Origin of the sequence: Janthinobacterium sp. NKUCC08_JDC (assembly GCF_019345575.1) — a bacterium.
Lineage (GTDB): Bacteria > Pseudomonadota > Gammaproteobacteria > Burkholderiales > Burkholderiaceae_D > Janthinobacterium > Janthinobacterium aestuarii.
The window spans coordinates 152,916-173,559 of the sequence record NZ_JAHKQW010000008.1; the positions used below are offsets into that span (position 1 = coordinate 152,916).

Annotated in this window: 19 protein-coding genes; all 19 read right to left on the reverse strand. The window is 61.8% G+C overall.

What is annotated here, in order from left to right; all coding sequences use genetic code 11:
- Positions 1-23: 23 nt before the first annotated feature.
- Positions 24-614: an imidazoleglycerol-phosphate dehydratase HisB gene (hisB, locus tag KO538_RS19340; protein ID WP_010402123.1), complete on the reverse strand. Its 591-nt coding sequence runs from the start codon at positions 612-614 to the stop codon at positions 24-26.
- Positions 615-633: 19 nt separating this feature from the next.
- Positions 634-1,728, reverse strand: a complete 1,095-nt coding sequence (gene hisC, locus KO538_RS19345) for a histidinol-phosphate transaminase (RefSeq protein ID WP_219329346.1) — start codon at positions 1,726-1,728, stop codon at positions 634-636.
- Positions 1,729-1,750: 22 nt separating this feature from the next.
- Entirely contained in the window at positions 1,751-2,683 is a 933-nt protein-coding gene (locus tag KO538_RS19350) for a site-specific DNA-methyltransferase (protein WP_219329347.1), read from the reverse strand.
- A complete protein-coding gene (hisD, locus tag KO538_RS19355; RefSeq protein WP_219329348.1) occupies positions 2,680-4,005 on the reverse strand; it encodes a histidinol dehydrogenase in 1,326 nt (441 codons plus the stop codon). Before hisD ends, KO538_RS19350 begins: the two co-directional genes overlap by 4 nt.
- 26 nt (positions 4,006-4,031) lie before the next feature.
- On the reverse strand, positions 4,032-4,700 hold the full coding sequence (gene hisG / locus KO538_RS19360) for an ATP phosphoribosyltransferase (protein WP_034753828.1): 669 nt from the start codon (positions 4,698-4,700) through the stop codon (positions 4,032-4,034).
- A gap of 12 nt (positions 4,701-4,712) precedes the next feature.
- Positions 4,713-5,963, reverse strand: coding sequence for a UDP-N-acetylglucosamine 1-carboxyvinyltransferase (murA, locus tag KO538_RS19365; RefSeq protein WP_034753826.1), 1,251 nt, complete (start codon positions 5,961-5,963; stop codon positions 4,713-4,715).
- A gap of 4 nt (positions 5,964-5,967) precedes the next feature.
- Positions 5,968-6,204, reverse strand: a complete 237-nt coding sequence (locus KO538_RS19370) for a BolA family protein (protein ID WP_034753824.1) — start codon at positions 6,202-6,204, stop codon at positions 5,968-5,970.
- A 58-nt stretch (positions 6,205-6,262) separates the two neighbouring features.
- The gene (locus KO538_RS19375) at positions 6,263-7,024 is read right to left on the reverse strand and encodes an ABC transporter permease (RefSeq protein ID WP_034753822.1); all 762 of its coding nucleotides are present in this window, start codon (positions 7,022-7,024) and stop codon (positions 6,263-6,265) included.
- Entirely contained in the window at positions 7,021-7,938 is a 918-nt protein-coding gene (locus tag KO538_RS19380; protein ID WP_070303724.1) for an ABC transporter ATP-binding protein, read from the reverse strand. The genes KO538_RS19375 and KO538_RS19380 overlap by 4 nt, the downstream gene beginning before the upstream one ends.
- Positions 7,939-8,149: 211 nt before the next feature.
- Positions 8,150-8,497, reverse strand: a complete 348-nt coding sequence (locus tag KO538_RS19385) for a lipid asymmetry maintenance protein MlaB (RefSeq protein ID WP_034753819.1) — start codon at positions 8,495-8,497, stop codon at positions 8,150-8,152.
- Positions 8,498-8,549: 52 nt separating this feature from the next.
- Entirely contained in the window at positions 8,550-9,185 is a 636-nt protein-coding gene (locus KO538_RS19390) for a phospholipid-binding protein MlaC (protein WP_034753816.1), read from the reverse strand.
- A 71-nt stretch (positions 9,186-9,256) separates the two neighbouring features.
- Positions 9,257-10,138, reverse strand: coding sequence for a VacJ family lipoprotein (locus KO538_RS19395; RefSeq protein WP_070303723.1), 882 nt, complete (start codon positions 10,136-10,138; stop codon positions 9,257-9,259).
- On the reverse strand, positions 10,135-10,605 hold the full coding sequence (mlaD, locus tag KO538_RS19400; RefSeq protein ID WP_034753810.1) for an outer membrane lipid asymmetry maintenance protein MlaD: 471 nt from the start codon (positions 10,603-10,605) through the stop codon (positions 10,135-10,137). Before mlaD ends, KO538_RS19395 begins: the two co-directional genes overlap by 4 nt.
- An 80-nt stretch (positions 10,606-10,685) precedes the next feature.
- Positions 10,686-11,468 (reverse strand): lipid asymmetry maintenance ABC transporter permease subunit MlaE, encoded by a 783-nt coding sequence (gene mlaE, locus KO538_RS19405; RefSeq protein WP_034753807.1) that lies wholly within the window; start codon positions 11,466-11,468, stop codon positions 10,686-10,688.
- Positions 11,465-12,274 (reverse strand): ABC transporter ATP-binding protein, encoded by an 810-nt coding sequence (locus KO538_RS19410; RefSeq protein WP_034753922.1) that lies wholly within the window; start codon positions 12,272-12,274, stop codon positions 11,465-11,467. The genes mlaE and KO538_RS19410 overlap by 4 nt, the downstream gene beginning before the upstream one ends.
- Positions 12,275-12,533: 259 nt before the next feature.
- The gene (locus KO538_RS19415; protein ID WP_072457449.1) at positions 12,534-13,997 is read right to left on the reverse strand and encodes a glutamate synthase subunit beta; all 1,464 of its coding nucleotides are present in this window, start codon (positions 13,995-13,997) and stop codon (positions 12,534-12,536) included.
- A gap of 79 nt (positions 13,998-14,076) precedes the next feature.
- A complete protein-coding gene (locus tag KO538_RS19420) occupies positions 14,077-18,777 on the reverse strand; it encodes a glutamate synthase-related protein (protein WP_219329349.1) in 4,701 nt (1,566 codons plus the stop codon).
- Positions 18,778-18,954: 177 nt separating this feature from the next.
- On the reverse strand, positions 18,955-19,677 hold the full coding sequence (locus tag KO538_RS19425; RefSeq protein WP_219329350.1) for a transposase: 723 nt from the start codon (positions 19,675-19,677) through the stop codon (positions 18,955-18,957).
- Positions 19,678-19,831: 154 nt separating this feature from the next.
- Positions 19,832-20,512 carry a response regulator transcription factor gene (locus KO538_RS19430; protein ID WP_034753797.1) on the reverse strand — a complete coding sequence of 227 codons (681 nt, stop codon included), beginning with the start codon at positions 20,510-20,512 and terminating at the stop codon, positions 19,832-19,834.
- Positions 20,513-20,644 lie beyond the last annotated feature (132 nt).

Here is a 20,644-nt window from a genome sequence, read left to right on the forward strand (position 1 = left end):
AATCTACAGTGGTTCGCGGGCGCTTACAGGCTACCCTTGGTCGATGGAATGATGCCGGCCGCGCGCTCGTCGAGCTCGGCAGCCATGCGCAGCGCGCGGCCAAAGGCCTTGAACACGGTTTCGCATTGATGGTGGGCATTCGTACCGCGCAGGTTGTCGATATGCAAGGTCACGCCCGCATGGTTGACGAAGCCGCGGAAAAATTCCAGGGTCAGGTCGACATCGAAGCCGGCGATCATGGCGCGCGTAAACGGGATGTGGTATTCGATGCCAGGGCGGCCCGAGAAATCGAGCACCACGCGCGACAGCGCCTCGTCCAGCGGCACGTACGCATGGCCGTAGCGGCGGATACCCTTCTTGTCGCCAATGGCCTTGGCCACGGCCATGCCCAAGGTGATGCCAACGTCTTCCACCGTATGGTGGTTGTCGATATGCACGTCGCCCGTCGCTTCGATATCGAGGTCGATCAAGCCGTGGCGGGCGATCTGATCCAGCATATGGTCGAGGAAGGGCACGCCAGTGTTCAGCTTTTGCTGGCCGGTGCCATCGAGGTTGAGGGCGACGCGAACTTGCGTCTCATTGGTGTTGCGCGTGATTTCTGCGGTGCGGTTCATGGGAGGCTCTGGCGGTAGGCTAAACGAGGGATGCCTTGAAGGCATCGTAAAAAAGGGAATTTTCTTCCGGGGTGCTGACGCTGATGCGCAGGCAATTGGCCAACGCAGCATGCATTTTACTCATATTTTTAATTAAAACCCGGCGGGCAAGCAGTTTTGCGCAAACATCGTCGGAATCAGCCACACGAATCAGAAGAAAATTTGCCTTCGAGGGAAATACCGTCACGCCGGGCAGCTGCGCCAGGCGCAGTGCCAGGTCGTCGCGCGCGCTGTTGAGCAGGGCCGCCTGGGCATTGAGCACGTCGAGGTGATCGAGCGCGAATTCGGCCGCCGCCTGCGTCAGCACGTTCACATTGTACGGCGGGCGCACTTTCTCGAATTGCGCCAGCAGGGCCGGCGCGGCCGACATGTAGCCGAGGCGGATGCCGGCCAGGCCCAGTTTCGACACGGTGCGCATCACCACCAGGTTCTCGAACTCGGGCAAACGGCCCATGAAGCTGTGCTGCGCGAACGGTTCATACGCTTCGTCGACGACGGCGATGCCCGTGTCGCCGAGCGCCGCGAGGATGCGCTCGATGTCGGCGCTGGCAAACAGGTTGCCCGTCGGGTTGTTCGGATAGGCGAGGAAGACCAGCGCCGGGCGGTGTTCTTCGATGGCCGCCAGCATGGCCGGCATGTCCAGGCTGAAATCGGCCTGCAAAGGCACGCCGACGAAATCCATGCCGGCAAACTGCGCCGAGCGTGCATACATGACGAAGGCGGGAACGGGCGCCAGCAGCACGGCGCGCTTGCCCGGCTCCTGATGCGCGCACGCCATGGCCAGGATGGAAATCAGTTCATCGGAGCCGTTGCCCAGCATGACGTCGTAGCCGGCGGGCACGCCGAGCTTGGCGCAGATAGCCGCTTGCAGGCTGGCGTACGACGGCGGATAGCGGTTCAATACCACGCCGGCCAGGCGCGCGCCCAGTTCCTCGCGCAGATGCGGCGGCAGCGGATACGGGTTTTCCATCGCATCGAGTTTGATGTAACCGCTGGCATCGGCTACCTGGTAGCTTTTGACGGCCCGCACATCGGCGCGCACGGTGTTGCTGATTAACTGATCGAGGAAAGACATGCTGCAAACACTCCTGATGGAATTAAATGGATACGTCTTCCGGCACGGCGGCGCTGCGCGCCTTGCGGGCCGGCGCTTTTTTCACGGCGGGCGGTTTCTTCACGGCGGCCGGCTTTTTGGCCGCCGCCGGTTTCTTCGCTGCCGCCTTGGCGGGCTTGGTCGCGGGCGGTGCTGCCAGCTCCTGCGTCAGCGCCGCCAATCGCTGTTCGATGATGGCGCAGTAGTCGGGATTCAATTCGAAGCCGACGAAATCGCGCCCGCAGCGCTTCGCCGCCAGGGCCGTGGTGCCGCTGCCCATGAACAGGTCGAGCACCACGCCGCCGGGCGGGCACGACGCCTTGACCATGCGCTCGATGATTTCGAGCGGCTTTTGCGTCGGGTGGTCGGCCCGTTCCGGGTGTTCCTTGTGCAGGCGCGATACGCTCCACAAGTCTTTCGGGTTGTAGCCCACTTCCAGCCATTTGGCGCCGATGAAGATCGAGCGCGAACGGGCTTTCTTGGTGGCCGCGTCGTAGGCGATGCGCACCGCGTCAAGGTCGAAGTAGTAATCCTTGCGCTTGACGAAGAAGCCGATGGTGTCGTGCACCGATGAAAAGCTGCGCACGCTGCCGCCCATGGACGGCACGCGGCGGTCCCAGATGATTTCATTCATCATCGCCATGCGCTGTTTCAGCATGACGAAGATCTCCGGCGAATAGCGCCAGGTGAGGAAGATATACAGGCTGCCGTTGGCTTTCAGCTTGGGCAGCGCCGCATCGATCCACTGTTCCGTCCAGCGCAGGTAGTCGGCCACCGACTGCTGGTCCGAGGCATTGCCGTAATCCTTGCCCAGGTTGTACGGCGGATCCGTCAGGATCAGGTCCACCGAGCCATCGGGAATGCGCGCCAGCCCCGCCAGCGCATCTTCGCAATAGACCCGGTTGACCCAGTCCGGCTGCTCCGCCAACTTCGTCATGGCTGCGGCTTCAGGCGCAGTTCGGCGCTGCGCGCGTGCGCCTGCAAGCCTTCGCCATACGCCAGGGTGGCGGCGACACGGCCCAGGGTTTGCGCGCCCGCTTCACTGACGTGAATGATGGACGAGCGCTTCTGGAAGTCGTACACGCCCAGCGGCGACGAAAAGCGCGCCGTGCGCGACGTCGGCAGCACGTGATTGGGACCGCAGCAATAGTCGCCCAGCGATTCGGACGAGAAGCGGCCGAGGAACATGGCGCCCGCGTGGCGGATCTGCTCGGCCCACTGCTGCGGGTTTTCCGCCGAGATTTCCAGGTGTTCCGCGGCGATGGCATTGGCTATTTCACAGGCCTCTGCCATGCTGCGCACCTTGATCAGCGCGCCGCGGTCCGCCAGCGAGGTGCTGATGGTGGCCTGGCGCGGCATCGTCGGCAGCAGCTTGGCGATGCTCTCTTCGACTTGCGCGATGTAAGCGGCGTCCGGGCACAGCAGAATCGCCTGCGCCAGTTCGTCGTGCTCGGCCTGGGAAAACAGGTCCATGGCCACCCAGTCCGGGTCCGTCGTGCCATCGCATAGCACGAGGATTTCGGAAGGCCCGGCGATCATGTCGATGCCGACGATGCCGAATACGCGGCGCTTGGCGGCGGCCACGTAGGCGTTGCCGGGGCCGACGATTTTATCGACGGCGGTGATGCTCTGTGTTCCATACGCCAGCGCGCCGACGGCTTGCGCACCGCCGATGGTGATCACGCGCGTCACGCCGGCGATCGCGGCGGCGGCCAGCACCATCTGGTTCTTCACGCCATCAGGCGTCGGCACCACCATGATGATTTCGCCCACGCCCGCCACGTGCGCGGGAATGGCGTTCATCAGCACGGACGACGGATACGCGGCCTTGCCGCCCGGGACGTAGATGCCGACCCGGTCCAGCGGCGTGATTTTCTGCCCCAGCACCGTGCCATCAGGCTCGGTGTAGGTAAAGCCGCGCAGTTCTTCGCGCTGGCGTTCGTGGAAGGCGCGGATGCGCTGGGCGGCGATCTGCAGCGCTTCGCGCTGCGCCGACGGCAAGCCGTTCAGGGCCGCCTGCAATTCGGCTTGCGAAATATCGAAGGCCGCCATTTCCGCCGCGCCGCCATGCGGGATGCGGTCGAAACGGTTCGTGTATTCCAGTACGGCGGCGTCGCCGCGCGTTTTCACGTCGGCCAGGATTTTTGCGACCGACGTTTCAATCGCTGCATCGGTACCCGCCTCGAACGCCAGCAAGGTGTCGAGCGATTGTTGGAAACCATCCTGGCTTGAATCGAGCTTGCGTATCTGTATCGGCATAATCGGCTTTCTGCTACTGAATAAGTCTAGGCTTGCGAGGCGCGTTCAAACGCCTCGATAATCGGCTGCAAGCGCTCGCGCTTGAGCTTGAGCGCAGCCTGGTTGACCACCAGGCGCGACGAAATTTCCATGATGTGCTCGACTTCGACGAGGTTGTTCGCGCGCAGGGTGCTGCCCGTGCTGACCAGGTCGACGATGGCGTCGGACAAACCGACCAAAGGCGCCAGCTCCATCGAGCCATACAGCTTGATCAGGTCGACGTGCACGCCCTTGGCGGCGAAGTGCTCGCGCGCCGTGTGCACGAACTTGGTGGCCACGCGCAATCGCGCGCCCTGGTGCACGGCCTTTTCGTAGTCAAAACCGGCCTGCACCGCCACCGACATGCGGCAGGCGGCGATATTCAGGTCGATCGGCTGGTACAGGCCTTCGCCGCCATGTTCGAGCAAGACATCCTTGCCCGCCACGCCGAAATCGGCCGCGCCGTACTGCACGTAGGTCGGCACGTCGCTGGCGCGCACGATGATGACGCGCACGTTCGGATCGTTGGTGGCCAAGATCAGCTTGCGCGAGGTCTCCGGGTTTTCCAGCACCTTGATGCCGGCCGCTTCCAGCAGCGGCATGGTGTCCTCAAAAATGCGGCCTTTCGACAGCGCCAGGATCAGCTGGGAGCTGTCACCGTTGTTCGATCCGTTCATGCTCGTTCCTTGTTATTTGATGCGTACGATATTCGCGCCGACGGCCGACAGCTTCACTTCCATGCGGTCGTAACCGCGGTCGAGGTGATAGATGCGGTCGATCAGCGTTTCGCCATCGGCGGCCAGGGCCGCGATCACCAGCGACGCCGACGCGCGCAGGTCGGTCGCCATCACGGGCGCGCCGCGCAGCTGCTTGACGCCCGCGATGATGGCCGTGTTGCCTTCGATGGTGATGTCGGCGCCCAAACGGTTCATTTCCTGCACGTGCATGAAGCGGTTCTCGAAGATCGTCTCGGTGACGCGGCTGGCGCCGTTCGCGATCGTGTTCACGGCCATGAACTGCGCCTGCATGTCGGTCGGGAAGCCCGGGTATTCCGTCGTGCGGAAGCTGACGGGATTCGGGCGGGCCGACATCTCGGCGCGGATCCAGTCGGCGCCGAAGGTCATCGTCAGGCCCATGGCGCGCAGCTTGTCGAGCGCCGAGTCGAGGATATCGGTGCGCACGTTGCGCAGGGTGATATCGCCGCCGGTGGCCGCCACGGCGCACAGGAAGGTACCCGTTTCGATACGGTCGGCGATCACCGCGTGCGAGGCGCCGTGCAGGGCGTCCACGCCCTGGATCACCAGGCGGCTGGTGCCGATGCCGTCGATCTTCGCGCCCATGGCCACCAGCAGGTGGGCCAGGTCGGTCACTTCCGGTTCGCAGGCAGCGTTTTCCAGGATGGTCTCGCCTTCGGCCAGGGTCGCGGCCATCAGCAAATTCTCGGTGCCGGTGACGGTGATCATGTCGGTGACGATGCGCGCGCCTTTGAGCTTGGCGCACTTGGCGTAGATGTAGCCCGCCTCGATGCGGATCTCGGCGCCCAGCGCTTCCAGGCCCTTGATGTGCTGGTCGACGGGGCGCGAACCGATGGCGCAGCCGCCCGGCAGCGACACCTTGGCTTCGCCGAAGCGCGCCAGCATGGGACCGAGCACGAGGATCGAGGCGCGCATGGTTTTCACCAGTTCATACGGCGCTTCCAGGGTGTCGATAGCGCTGCCGTTGAGCACCACGCGGTCGCCGTCCTGCCGCACTTTCAGGCCCGTCTGGCCCAGCAGTTTCAACATCGTGGCCACGTCGTGCAGGTGCGGCACGTTGGTCAGGTCCAGGTCGCCCGCGGTCAGGAGACCCGCGCACAGGATGGGCAGGGCGGCGTTTTTCGCGCCGGAGATGGCGATGTCGCCGTTCAGGCGGTTGCCGCCGTTGATGAGGAGCTTGTCCATGTGCTTATCCTTGGAATTCTTCAGGTGTCAGGGTTTTCATCGACAGCGCGTGGATTTCCTCGCGCATGCGGTCGCCCAGCGCCGCGTAGACGATCTGGTGGCGCTGGATCAGACGCTTGCCGGCAAACGCGGGCGAGACGATCACGGCCTGGAAGTGCTGGCCATCGCCCTCCACTTCGAGGTGCGTGCATTCGAGGCCGGCCGACAGATAGCCGTGGATCAGTTCTGGAGTGGTGGTCACGATAAGTCCTTGATATTGAATAATGTAGTGATGTGATATGCCGCAATCAACGGCGCAATTAGTGTCGCAGTCGGTAGCCGCTTTTCAGCAGGCGGATCGACGCCAGCGCCAGGATCACGAGGAAGCCGGCGACGATGGAAAGACTGAGCCACGGGCTGACGTCGGACACGCCGAAGAAGCCGTAGCGGAAGCCGTCGATCATGTAGAAGAAGGGGTTCAAATGCGATACCGTCTGCCAGAAGGCGGGCAGCGAGTGGATCGAATAGAACACGCCCGACAAGAAGGTGGCCGGCATGATCAGGAAGTTCTGGAAGGCGGCCAGCTGGTCGAATTTCTCGGCCCAGATGCCGGCGATCAGGCCCATGGTGCCCAGCATGGCGGCGCCGAGGAACGCGAAGACGACGATCCACAGCGGCGCGACGAACGACAGGTCGGCGAACCAGCACGTGATGGCGAACACGCCAAAGCCCACGGCCAGGCCGCGCGCGACGGAAGCGAGTACATACGCCGAGAAGATTTCCCAGTGCGACAGGGGAGTGAGCAGCACGAACACCAGGTTGCCCGTGATCTTGGACTGGATCAGCGAGGACGAGGAATTGGCGAACGCGTTTTGCAGCACGCTCATCATCACCAGGCCGGGAATCAGAAAGGCCGTGTAGCTGACGCCGGGACTCGGCTCGACGCGGCCGTCGAGCACATGGCCGAACACCAGCAGGTACAGCATCGACGTGAGCACGGGCGCGGCCACGGTTTGCGTCGCCACTTTCCAGAAGCGCAGCGTCTCTTTGTAGACGAGGGTGCGAAATCCTGTCGAAATCATACGGTACCTTTATCCATGATCTGCAAGAAGATATCTTCCAGGTCGGCTTGTTGCAATTGCATTTCATCGATCTCGGCGCCCGCTTCGCGCAGGCGGGCGAGGATTTTTTCAACTTCGCTGTATTCGTTGACGCGCAGGCTGAACTTGTTCGGCGCCTGCTGTTCTTCCGCATGCAGCACCAGGTGCCGCAGGTCGTCCGGCAGGCTGCCGTTTTTGAGGTGCAGCTGCAGCTGCGAGCCGGCGATGCGGCGGATCAGGGCCGACATGGTGTCGAGCGCCACCACCTTGCCCGTCTTCAGCATGGCCACGCGCTGGCACATGGCTTGCGCCTCTTCCAGGTAGTGGGTGGTCAAGACGACCGTGTGGCCGCCTTCGCGGTTCAGGCGCGAGATGAACTTCCACAAGGTCTGGCGCAGTTCCACGTCGACGCCGGCCGTCGGCTCGTCGAGCACGATGACGGGCGGCTTGTGCACCAGCGCCTGCGCCACGAGCACGCGGCGCTTCATGCCGCCGGACAGCGCGCGCATATTCGTGTCGGCCTTGCCGGTCAGGTCGAGGTTTTCCATGACCTCATCGATCCACTTGTCGTTGTTCGGCAGGCCGAAATAGCCGGACTGCAGGCGCAGGGTTTCGCGCACGGTGAAAAACGGATCGAACACCAGTTCCTGCGGCACCACGCCCAGGTTGCGGCGCGCGTTGCGGAAGTCCTTGACCACGTCGTGGCCATGGATCTTGACGGTGCCCGCGTCGGGGCGTATCAGGCCGGCGATGATGGAAATGAGGGTGGTCTTGCCGGCGCCGTTGGGACCGAGCAGGCCGAAAAACTCGCCTTCTTCGATGGCCAGCGACACGCCGCCCAGCGCCTTGAGCGATTTATAGCTCTTTTCTACATTCGTTATTTGAATTGCGGTCATGTGCTTGTTTCAAGTGTAATGCGTCTGGTGTGATGCGCCAGTTGCCGGAGACATCGAGGCCGGCAGGCCGGTGCAGGGCGCCACCTTCAGGCGAGGACGGCGCAACAGTCAATTATAGTTGGAAAATTCGTGGAACACTTGGAGATCAATCCGGCGGCGCTGCTGGCCTGCCGGCTTGAAAGCTACTGCTGATGCGGGGAGTGGGACAGGATCAATGATGATGCAGGTCGGACGGGCTGCGTTCGGCGTGGCCGCCGGCGCTGGCGCAGTCGTCAGCCGTCAACGTGCTCGAGACGAGCGAGCAGACGCCATACAGCTTGGTGAGGTTTTTCAGGTTGTTCGGCAGATTTTTCAGCTCCAGCACGGCGCCGGCATCCTGCGCGGCGCGCTGCCACGTCAGCATGACGGAAACGGCGGCCGAATCGACAGCCTTGACGTTGCGCAAGTCGAACTTCGTCTGACCCGAGCGGATGGCGTCCAGACCCTGCTCCAATGCCGAAGTGGCATTGTGCACGGTCAGGGAAGTCAGGGACTGCAAGGTGTCGAGAGAGTCGGGCATGGCGTCGGGCTGCGCTGGTCTGGAGCTGGGTCAGGAGCTATATGATAGCCGATTATTTGGCTTTGGCAGCGGGACGGCTGGCCAGGGCCTTGTTTTTTGCCTGCAAGGTCTTGATCAGGCCATCGATGCCGCCCTTGCTGATCTCGCTGGCAAAGCTGCTTTTGTACGTTTCCACCAGCCACGCGCCCAGCACGTTGATGTCATAGATCTTCCAGCCGGACGGGGTTTTCGCCACGCGGTAGTTCAGGGGCACGGGTTCGCCGCGCGCCACGTTCACTTGCGAACGTACTTCCACTTCCGTGTCGGCCGGGTCGGCGCGCAGCGGCTTGAATTCCACGGTTTCGTTCTTGATCTGCGACAGGGCGCCCGAGTACGTGTAGATCAGCAAGGTGCGGAATTCCGCGGCCAGCTGCTTTTGCTGGTCGGGCGTGGCGTCGCGCCAGTGGCGGCCGGCGGCCAGCGACGTCATGCGCTGGAAATCCACGTACGGCAGGATCTTGCTTTCCACCAATTCGGTGACGCGCTTGATATCGCCAGCCTGGATGGCCTTGTCGGCCTTGGCCGTGTCGATCACGTCCTGGCTGATGCGTTTGACGAGGACGTCCGGCGCTTCGACAGCGGGGGCGGCCTGGGCGGCGGTGGCAAAGGCGATGGTGGCCATCGCCAGCAGTTGTTTCATCAATTTCATGGTTTTACCTTTCATGGTGTTGCTATGCACCGGCTGGCGTTGATCGCAGCCGTGGTGTTCTTGCGTCCAGTTTACTCCTGCGGCCTGGCCTGGGAAGCAACGGTATTGCTACCAGATGTTACGAGGTCCGCTGGCGCCACATCGGCGGCGGCCGTGGCCGCAGGCGCGTCATTGGCAGGCTGCGGCTTTGCCTCGTACTCCGGCTCGTAATCGCTGGTGTCGTTTTTTGGCACTTTGCGGTCGCGGCGGTCCGTATCGCCATCGAACACCTTGCTTTCGCGCGCCTGCAGGAAGCCGTCGCGGATGAACTCATAACGGTCCAGCGCGGCCGCTTCCATCAGGTTGGTCGCGTCGAGCAGCGCGGCGCGCTTGTCAACCACGCGCGTCACCGTGCCGATATTGCGCACATAAGCCGGATCCTTGTAGCGCCATGGGTCGCCCGCGATATCGAGCGGCAGGGCCGCCGTGTCGCGCACGGTCGATGGGCCCAGCAGCGGCAGCATCACGTACGGACCGGACTGGACGCCATACCAGCCCAGGGTCTGGCCAAAGTCTTCGTTATGCTTGGGAATGCCTGCCTGCGAGGCGATGTCGATCAGGCCGAAGATACCGAAAGTCGAGTTCATGCTGACGCGCACGACGTCTTGCAAGCCCGCTTCGCCCTTGCCTTGCAGCAAGTTGTTCATGGCGCTCCACACATCGGACAAGTTGCCGAAGAAGTTGCCCACGCCCGTTTGCACGAACGATGGCGTGACCTTCTTGTAGGCCGTGGCGACCGGCTTCAGGGCTACCTGGTCGACCGTGTCGTTGAACTTGAACATGGCGCGGTTGTACCCTTCCAGCGGGTCGCGCGGATTGGTGCCGGTGGCGCACGCGCTCACGCTGGCGGCGATGGCCAGGGCCAGGCCGATACGCGCCAGGCTGCCTTGGGATTGTTTGGTCGACTCGCTCATTTGCTGTCCTTTCCTTCCGCTGCCTTGCTGTAGATGAACTGATTGATCAGGTCTTCCAGCACTGTGGCCGATTGAGTACGGGCGATCTTGTCGCCCTCCGCCAGGTTCGCCAGATCGCCGCCTGCTTCCAGGCCGATATATTGCTCACCCAGCAAACCGGCCGTCAAAATCTTGGCCGAGCTGTCTTTCGGAAATTTGTAGCCATCTTCGATGTCGAGTTTCACCAGCGCCTGGTAGGTCTTGTCGTCAAAGACGATTTCCGAGACCCGGCCCACCACCACGCCAGCGCCCTTGACGGGCGCCTGCGGCTTGAGGCCGCCAATATTGTCGAACTTCGCACTAATGGTATACGTCTTGCTGAAAGACAGCGAGCTCATATTGCCGGCCTTGAGCGCCAGAAACATCAATGCCGCCACACCGAGCAAGACGAACAAGCCGACCCAGACATCCAAAGATTTACGTTGCATAAACAATCCTAAATAATTTTTACTTGCCGCCACCTGCGCAGAACACTGCCCAGGCCGATAATTTTGTCGCCTATCGGCAATTACTTGCTAAACATCAAAGCCGTCATCATGAAATCGAGCCACCACACCATCAACGACGAAATAACCACCGTGCGCGTGGTGGCGCCGGACACGTCTTCCGGCGTCGGCTGTGCCTGGTAACCCTGGAACAGCGCGATGAAGGTCACCGCGATGCCGAACACCAGGCTCTTGATGGTGCCATTGCCCACTTCTTTCCACACATCCACGCCGCCTTGCATCTGCGACCAGAACGAACCTTCATCGACGCCGATCAGCACCACGCCGACCAGGTAGCTGCCGATGATGCCGACGGCCGTGAAGATGGCGCCCAGGATCGGCATGGCGATCACACCGGCCCAGAAACGGGGCGCCAGCACGCGCTGGATCGGGTTGACGGCCATCATTTCCATGGCCGACAGTTGCTCGCCCGCCTTCATCAGGCCGATTTCCGCCGTCAGCGACGTGCCGGCGCGGCCGGCGAACAGCAGCGCTGTCACGACGGGGCCCAGTTCGCGCGTCAGGGACAGCGCCACCAGCAAGCCCAGCGACTGCTCGGCGCCATACGTGGTCAAGGTGTAATAGCCTTGCAAACCCAGCACCATGCCGACAAACAGGCCGGAAACGGCGGTAATCACCAGCGAGCGGTTACCGATAAAAAACAGTTGCTCAATCACCAGGCGCGGACGGCGCCACAGGCCGCCCGACGAGGCGATGATGATGAAAAACGACCGCACGGCAAAGCCGAGGTCTTGTACCGAACGACGCAACCACGCTCCGATCGCCGCCAGGAAACGCGCGATCATCGGCCGCCCCCCGCCTGCAGACCCAGGTCGTCGGCCAGCGACTTGCCCGGATAATGGAACGGGACGGGGCCATCGGCCTCGGCATTGACGAACTGCTTGACGTACGGATGCGTCGACACGGCCATCTCGGCCGGCGTGCCGTGCGCCACGATCTTGCCCGATGACAGAAAATAGACGTAATCAGCGATGGCGAAACACTCCTTCACATCGTGCGATACCAGGATAGACGTGGAACCCAGCGCATCGTTCAGATTGCGGATCAAATTGGCCGTCACGCCCATGGAAATCGGATCCAGGCCGGCGAACGGCTCGTCGTACATGATCAGTTCGGGGTCGAGCGCGATGGCGCGCGCCAGCGCGACGCGGCGGCCCATGCCGCCCGAGATCTCGGCCGGCTTCAATTGCGCCGCATTGCGCAGTCCCACGGCGTGCAGCTTCATCAGCACCAGGGTGCGGATCAGCTCTTCATTCAAGTCCGTGTGTTCGCGCAGCGGGAACGCCACATTCTCGAACGCCGTCAAGTCGGTAAACAGCGCGCCGTGCTGGAACAGCATGCCCATCTTGCGGCGCAGCTGGTATAACTCGTCGGTTCCCAGCGTATGCACGATCTGGCCGTCCACATTCACGGAACCGGAACTGGGGCGCAGCTGTCCGCCGATCAGGCGCAGTACGGTCGTCTTGCCACTGCCGGAGCCACCCATGACGGCCACAACTTTTCCACGTGGGAAATCCATTTGAAGGCCCGATAAAATCGAACGTTCTCCATAGGCAAAGTGTAAATCACGGATCTCAACAAGATTTGGCACGACGAAGCTCACTATTTTAATGGCGTATTGTAGTGCAGAAACGCCAACCTCTGCTGAGACACCCCTGCTTACAGCCCGGGACAGGGGAAGAATACAACACTAATGAATCGAAAGTCAGATATTGTAGTGGAAATTCAGCCGCCACATCGCGTCCCTGCCCGATGACGTTCACGCCTGTTGACTTGACCAGTAAAAATAACAAAAGCCACGTCGCGATCCGCGCCGTGGCCCTGGCAAAAAACGAACAATTGCTCGTTTTTTAGCGCGGCAGCAGCGATGCCCCCATCAGGAACTCATCGACGGCGCGCGCGCACTGGCGCCCTTCGCGGATGGCCCACACCACCAGCGACTGGCCACGGCGCATGTCGCCGGCCGCAAAGACTTTCGGCACCGAGGTCTGGTAGCAACCGGCGCCATCCGTTGTCGCCTTGACATTGCCGCGCGCGTCCGTATCGACGCCGAACGCTTCCAGCACTTGTTGTACTGGTGAAACAAAACCCATGGCCAGGAAGACCAGGTCGGCCTTCATCTCGAATTCCGAGTTCGGCACTTCGCTCATCTTGCCGTCTTTCCACTCGACTCGGCAGGCGATCAGCTTTTCCACCTTGCCGCCCTTGCCTTCGAAACGCTTGGTGGCCACGGCCCAGTCGCGCTCGCAGCCTTCCTCGTGCGAGGACGAGGTACGCAGCTTGGTCGGCCAGTACGGCCAGACGAGCGGCTTGTTTTCCTGTTCCGGCGGCTGCGGCATCAGTTCGAACTGGGCCACCGAGGCGGCGCCATGGCGGTTCGACGTGCCGACGCAGTCGGAACCCGTGTCGCCGCCGCCGATCACCACCACGTGCTTGCCCGTCGCCTTGATCTGGTCCTTGAGCTTGTCGCCCGCGTTGACCTTGTTTTGCAGCGGCAGGAAATCCATGGCGAAATGCACGCCTTTCAGTTCGCGGCCCGGTACGGGCAAGTCGCGCGGCTGCTCGGCGCCGCCGGCCATGATGACGGCGTCAAATTCTTTTTCCAGGTCTTCGGGGAAAATGGTTTCCTTGGCCCAGTTATTCACGTGGGCAGGGAAATCCTTGCCCACCAGCACACTGGTACGGAAGACGACACCTTCGGCTTCCATCTGTTTCACGCGCAGGTCGATGTGCGACTTTTCCATCTTGAAGTCGGGGATGCCGTAACGCAGCAAGCCACCGACCCGGTCGCTCTTTTCAAACACGGTGACGGCATGGCCGGCGCGCGCCAGCTGCTGCGCGGCCGCCAGGCCGGCAGGACCGGAACCGACGATGGCCACTTTCTTGCCCGTGCTGAATCCCGCCGGCTGCGGCGTGACCCAGCCGTGCTCCCAGCCCATGTCGATGATTTTATGCTCGATCGACTTGATGCCGACCGGATCTTCGTGGATGCCCAGGGTACAGGCCGATTCGCACGGCGCCGGGCAGATGCGGCCCGTAAATTCCGGGAAGTTATTCGTCGAATGCAAGACGTCGAGCGCTTCGCGGTAGTTACCGCGGTACACGAGGTCATTCCAGTCGGGAATGATGTTATTCACGGGGCAGCCCGTGGTGCAGAAGGGAATGCCGCAATCCATGCAGCGCGCGCCCTGCACCGTCGCTTGCGCGTCCGACAGGTGCAGCACGAATTCCTTGTAGTTCTTCAGGCGCGCGGCAGGCTCCAGATAGTGTTCGTCCTGGCGCTTGAATTCCATGAAGCCGGTAATTTTACCCACGATAGTTCCTTTGTATTTGGCTGGCGGGGAGCGGCCGGGCCGCTCCCTGGTCATTCATTCGGCAATGAGCTTGGCTGGCTCAGGCGGCGACGGCTTGGACTTCCATGGCGGCGTCGGCTGCCATTTCAATCAGCGCGCGCTTGTATTCGTTCGGGAAGACTTTCACGAACTTGCCGCGCGCCGCGGCCCAGTCGTCGAGCAAGACGCGGGCGCGGGTGCTGCCCGTGTGCTTGAAGTGACGCTCGATCAGGCGCTTGAGGATCACCTCGTCCGCTTCCGGCACACCATCGCGGTGCTGGGTATGCCAGGCATCGCGGTCGACATGCTGTTCCGCTGCCGACACGACCTTGTCCAGGCTGACCATGGCCGTGTTGCACTTGCTGGCAAAGTCGCCGGCCGGGTCATACACATAGGCGATGCCGCCCGACATGCCGGCCGCGAAGTTGCGTCCCGTGTTGCCCAGCACCACCACCGTGCCGCCCGTCATGTATTCGCAGCCATGGTCGCCCAGGCCCTCGACCACCGTGGTGGCGCCCGAGTTGCGCACGGCAAAGCGTTCGCCTGCCACGCCATTGAAGAACGCTTCGCCGGCGATGGCGCCGTACAGCACCGTGTTGCCGATGATGATGTTGTCCACGGCCCAGCCGCGGAACTCGGTATTGGGCCGCACGATGATGCGTCCGCCCGACAAGCCTTTACCGACGTAATCGTTGCCTTCACCCACCAGGTCGATGGTGATGCCGTGCGCCAGGAAGGCGCAGGCCGACTGGCCCGCCGTGCCTTGCAGCTGGATGTGGATGGTGTCGTCCGGCAAGCCGGCGTGGCCATATTTCTTCGCCACTTCGCCGGACAGCATGGTGCCCACCGTGCGGTTCAGGTTGCGTACGGGCGAGATGAACGAGACGCGCTCGCCCTTTTCCAGCGCCGCGCGCGCTTGCGCGATCAGCTTGTGGTCGAGCGCCTTTTCCAGCGCATGGTCCTGGAACTCCACGTGCCGGCAAGCTTGGCCATCTGGCGTTTCCGGCTTGTGGAAGATGGCCGAGAAGTCCAGGCCCTGCGCCTTCCAGTGCGAGATCGCCTTCGATTTATCGAGCAGATCGACACGGCCGATCAGTTCGTCATACGTACGGATGCCCAGCTGCGCCATCAATTGACGGGCTTCTTCGGCAACGAAGAAGAAGTAATTGACGACATACTCGGGCTTGCCCGAGAACTTGGCGCGCAGCACCGGATCTTGCGTGGCCACGCCCACCGGACAGGTATTCAAGTGGCATTTGCGCATCATGATGCAGCCTTCGACCACCAGCGGCGCCGTGGCGAAACCGATCTCGTCGGCACCCAGCAGGGCGGCGATGACCACGTCGCGGCCCGTTTTCATCTGGCCGTCGGCCTGTACGCGGATGCGGCTGCGCAAGCCGTTCAAGACCAGCGTTTGTTGCGTTTCAGCCAGACCCAGCTCCCATGGCGTGCCCGCATGTTTCACGGACGACAATGGCGACGCGCCCGTGCCGCCGTCATGGCCGGCAACGACCACATGGTCGGCTTTCGCCTTGGTCACGCCGGCGGCGACCGTGCCGATACCCACTTCCGACACCAGCTTCACGGAAATCGACGCGCGCGGATTGGCGTTCTTCAAGTCATGGATCAGCTGCGCCAGATCCTCGATCGAATAGATGTCATGGTGCGGCGGCGGCGAAATCAGGCCCACGCCCGGCACGGAGAAGCGCAGGCTGGCGATGTATTCCGACACTTTATGCCCTGGCAACTGGCCACCTTCGCCCGGTTTCGCGCCCTGCGCCATCTTGATCTGGATCTGGTCGGCCGAGTTCAGGTAGGCGGCCGTGACGCCGAAACGTCCGGACGCCACCTGCTTGATGCGCGAACGCATGGAATCGCCTTCCTGCAGCGGAATATCGACGACGATCTGCTCGGCGCCCACGATGGACGCCATGGTGTCGCCCTGGCGGATCGGGATGCCCTTCAATTCCTGCGTGTAGCGGTTCGGATCTTCGCCGCCCTCGCCCGTGTTCGACTTGCCGCCGATACGGTTCATGGCGACCGCAAGCGTTGCGTGCGCTTCCGTGCTGATGGAACCGAGCGACATGGCGCCCGTGGCGAAACGCTTGACGATTTCCTTGGCCGGTTCCACTTCATCGAGCGGGATCGCCTTGGTCGGGTCGAGCTTGAACTCGAACAGGCCACGCAGGGTCAGGTGGCGACGGCTCTGGTCGTTGATGATTTGCGCGTACTCTTTATAGCTGGAGAAATTGTTGCTGCGCGTGGAATGCTGCAGCTTGGCAATCGCGTCCGGCGTCCACATATGGTCTTCGCCGCGCACGCGGAACGCGTACTCGCCGCCCGCGTCGAGCTTGTCGGACAGTACGGGATCGTTGCCGAAGGCCAGCGCGTGCAGGCGCAGCGCTTCTTCCGCCACTTCAAACACGCCGATGCCTTCCACGTTCGAGGCCGTGCCCTTGAAGTATTTGTCGACCAGCGACTTGTTCAAGCCGATGGCTTCGAAGATTTGCGCGCCGCAGTAGGACATGTAGGTCGAAATGCCCATCTTCGACATGACCTTCATCAAGCCTTTACCCACCGCCTTGGTGTAGTTATAGATGGCTTTATCGCCCGACAAATCGCCCGGCAAGCCATGCGCCATGTCGGCCAGGGTTTCCATGGCCAGGTACGGGTGGACGGCTTCCGCGCCGTAGCCGGCCAGCAAGGCGAAGTGGTGGGTTTCGCGGGCCGAGCCCGTTTCCACGACGAGGCCCGTGGAGGCGCGCAAGCCCTTGCTCACCAGGTGCTGGTGCACGGTGGACGTGGCCAAGAGCGCAGGGATCGCCACCTGGTCGGCGCAAATGGCGCGGTCCGAGACGATCAGGATGTTGTGGCCGGATTTCACGGCGTCGACGGCTTCCGCGCACAGCGAGGCCAGGCATGCTTCCACGCCTTCCTTGCCCCAGGCCAGCGGGTAGCAGATGTCCAGTTCATACGACTTGAACTTGCCGCCCGTGTGGGCGCTGATGTTGCGCAGACGGGCCATGTCGTCAAAGCCCAGCACGGGCTGCGCCACTTCCAGGCGCATCGGCGGGTTGACGTTGTTCGTATCGAGCAAGTTCGGTTTCGGGCCGATGAAGGACACGAGCGACATCACCATCGCTTCGCGGATCGGGTCGATCGGCGGATTCGTCACTTGCGCGAACAGCTGCTTGAAGTAGTTATACAAAGGCTTCAGTTTGTTCGACATGACGGCCAGCGGCGAGTCATTGCCCATCGAGCCCGTCGCCTCTTCGCCGGCCACGGCCATCGGCGCCATGAGGAACTTCAAATCTTCCTGCGTATAGCCGAACGCCTGCTGGCGGTCGAGCAAGGACGGCTGGGCTTTTTCGCCCTGCGCGCGGTCCAGCTTTGCCTGGCCTTCGGCCAGCTTGATCTCGTCGAGCTTGATGCGCACCGAGTTGATCCACGCTTTATAGGGCTTGGCGTTGGCGTAGGTGTTTTTCAATTCCTGGTCGTCGATGATGCGGCCCGCTTCCAGGTCGATCAGGAACATTTTGCCAGGCTGCAAGCGCCATTTCTGGATGATTTTCGACTCGGGAATCGGCAGCACGCCCGATTCCGACGCCATCACCACCAGGTCGTCATCCGTGACGATGTAGCGGGCTGGACGCAAGCCGTTGCGGTCCAGGGTGCCGCCGATGTGGCGGCCGTCCGTAAACGCCATGGCAGCCGGGCCGTCCCACGGTTCCATCATGGCGGCGTGGTATTCATAGAAGGCGCGGCGGTTGTCATCCATCGTCGTGTGGTTTTCCCACGCTTCCGGAATCATCATCATCATCGCCTGGGCGATCGGATAGCCGGCCATCAGCAGCAATTCGAGCGCATTGTCGAAACACGCCGTGTCGGACTGGCCTTCATAGATCAGGGGGAACAGCTTTTGCAGGTCGTCGCCCAGCACGGCCGACTTCATCACGCCTTCGCGCGCGCGCATCCAGTTGAAGTTGCCTTTGACGGTGTTGATCTCGCCGTTGTGCGCGATCAAGCGGTACGGGTGGGCCAGCGGCCATTCCGGGAAGGTATTCGTCGAGAAACGCTGGTGCACGAGGGCCAGGGCCGAGATGCAGCGCGCGTCCTGCAAGTCCTTGTAGTACACGCCCACCTGGTCGGCCAGCAGCAAGCCTTTATAGACGATGGTGCGCGCCGACATCGACGGCACGAAGAATTCCTTGCCGTGCAGCAGTTTCAAGGCCTGGATGGCGTGGCCCGACGATTTGCGGATCACATACAGTTTGCGCTCGAGCGCGTCGGTGACCATGATGTCCGGGCCGCGGCCGATGAAGATCTGGCGAATGACGGGCTCTTTGGCGCGCACGGTGGGCGACATCGGCATGTCCGTATCGATGGGCACGTTACGCCAGCCCAGTACGACTTGCCCCTCGATACGCACGGCGCGTTCGATTTCCTGTTCGCAAGCGATGCGCGATGCGTGTTCCTTCGGCAGGAAGACCATGCCCACGCCGTATTCGCCAGGCGGCGGCAATTCCACGCCCTGCTTGGCCATTTCTTCGCGGTAGTACTGGTCGGGAATCTGGATCAGGATGCCGGCACCATCGCCCATCAGCGCATCGGCGCCCACGGCGCCCCGGTGATCGAGGTTTTTCAGTATCAGCAAACCCTGTTCGACGATCGAATGGGTCTTGTTGCCCTTGATATGGGCGACGAAACCGACGCCGCAGGCATCGTGTTCATTGGCTGGGTCGTACAGGCCTTGCGCTTTCATGGGCTTCTCCGCTGCATATGACTATCGAAAAACTAGAGTAGTGCAACGCAACAAAAAACTCAACCAGAACAATTAGGGTCGGAGTCGAATTAAATCTGATTCTGTCTCCCCGAAAATTTAATAGGGACATAGTCAAGGGCATTTCAATAAAACGTCAGAAAGGAATCATTTTTTGTTTTAAATGCGAATGTGTTTCACGGCGTCCGCTTCGGCCACGATTTTGCGGGGACGGCCGCGCTTGGCAGGCAGCACTTGCCGCTGCATTTTCTGCTCCAGCGCCTGCTTGAAAGCGTCGGACCCGAGCGGCCAGCCCTTCAATACAGCCTGTTCCAGGGTTTTGACCTGGCTGCTACCGAGGCCTTGCTCGAACAAGCGCAGATACGCCGCCTCGCGGTCGAACGGCGTGTTGCCCAGCGCCCAGTACAGCGCGTGGTCGGTGATGACGGGATCGGGTCGCACACCGGCATGGTGGGCATAGCTCGACCACGTATGGTCGAGGGCATGTGCCACCAGCCCCGTTTGCACGGGCACGCATTCGAGGTAGCGGCAGCACAGGAGGAAGAAATTGTCGGGATCGATGACGGAAGTTTTGTAGCGTCCCTGCCACAATGCCCCTACACGGTCGTATTTTTGGTTGAAATAGGGCACGTAATAGCGTCCCAGCCACTGCATCAGCTGCCCCAGACCCGTCGCATCGCCGGGAGTGGCCAGTAAATGTAGCTGATCAGGCAATAAAACGTAGGCGTGGATGGCCACCTTGAACATTTTCGCGCCTGTTTTCAGCCAGGAGAGGAATTGCGCGTAATCTGCCGCGTCCTCGAACACGGGCTGGCGGTTGCTGCCGCGCTGGATCACGTAATGGGGCAGTGCTGGAATGATAAGGCGGGGCAAACGGGCCATGGCAAGAGTCGGCAAAGATAGGCTAAGGCCTTGATTTTACACACTTGCGAGCACAAGACGTGACTCTGACCCTGTTTTATTTGACATGCTGAAAAAAACGGATGACTCTGTCCCTTTTATGCCGCCACCTCGTGCGGGCGGCTGGCATCAGGTGTCAGGAAAGGTTGAAACTGGCCGACAGGCTGTAGCCCTCGCCATACGCGCTGCGCAGCGGCAAGTCCTGGCCCAGACCTGTCTTGGCTTTCTTGCGCAGGCGGTACACGAGCATGTCGACCCGGCGCCCCGCGTCGGGATCTTCGCCGCCCATGCCGGCCACGATGACATCGCGCGGCACGGGGCGGGTATTGATGGTCAACAGGTGCAGGAAGTTGAATTCCTTTTCCGTCAGGGCGATGACGGCCCCCATCAGCTCAAGTTGGCGAGCGCTTACTTTCAAGGTCCACTTGCCCGGCTCGGGCACGGGATCTTGCGGACCGACGCGGCGGTCGAGCGCCTCGATGTGGGCGGCCAGTTCGGGGAATTTGATCGGCTTGGTCAGATAGTGGTCGGCACCCAGGCGCAAGCCGAGGATGCGGCTGTCGAAAGCGACGCGCCCCGTCAGCACCAGCACGCCGATTTGCGGATACAGCTGGCGCATGCGGGGGATGACGTTGAAGCCATCCTCATCGGGCAAGCCCAGGTCCAGCACGACCACGCCAACATTGCCATGGCTCAACGCCGTCCACATCCCGCCAGCAGAGCTGGTGATATGAACTTCGTGTTCGAGCTCAACGAGAAACTCCGCCATGTCCTCGGCGTAGTCCAGATTGTCTTCGACGATCAGTATTTTCGTCATTGCAACGCCATTCTTCCGTTAGTGAGCTACCGTGGGCAAACCATGCCATTCACTTCTACACCATGATGGACGGCACAATAGGTTTACGTCAAGGAATTATCACGGTTGCCTTCAGCGGAAGCAACTTTTTTC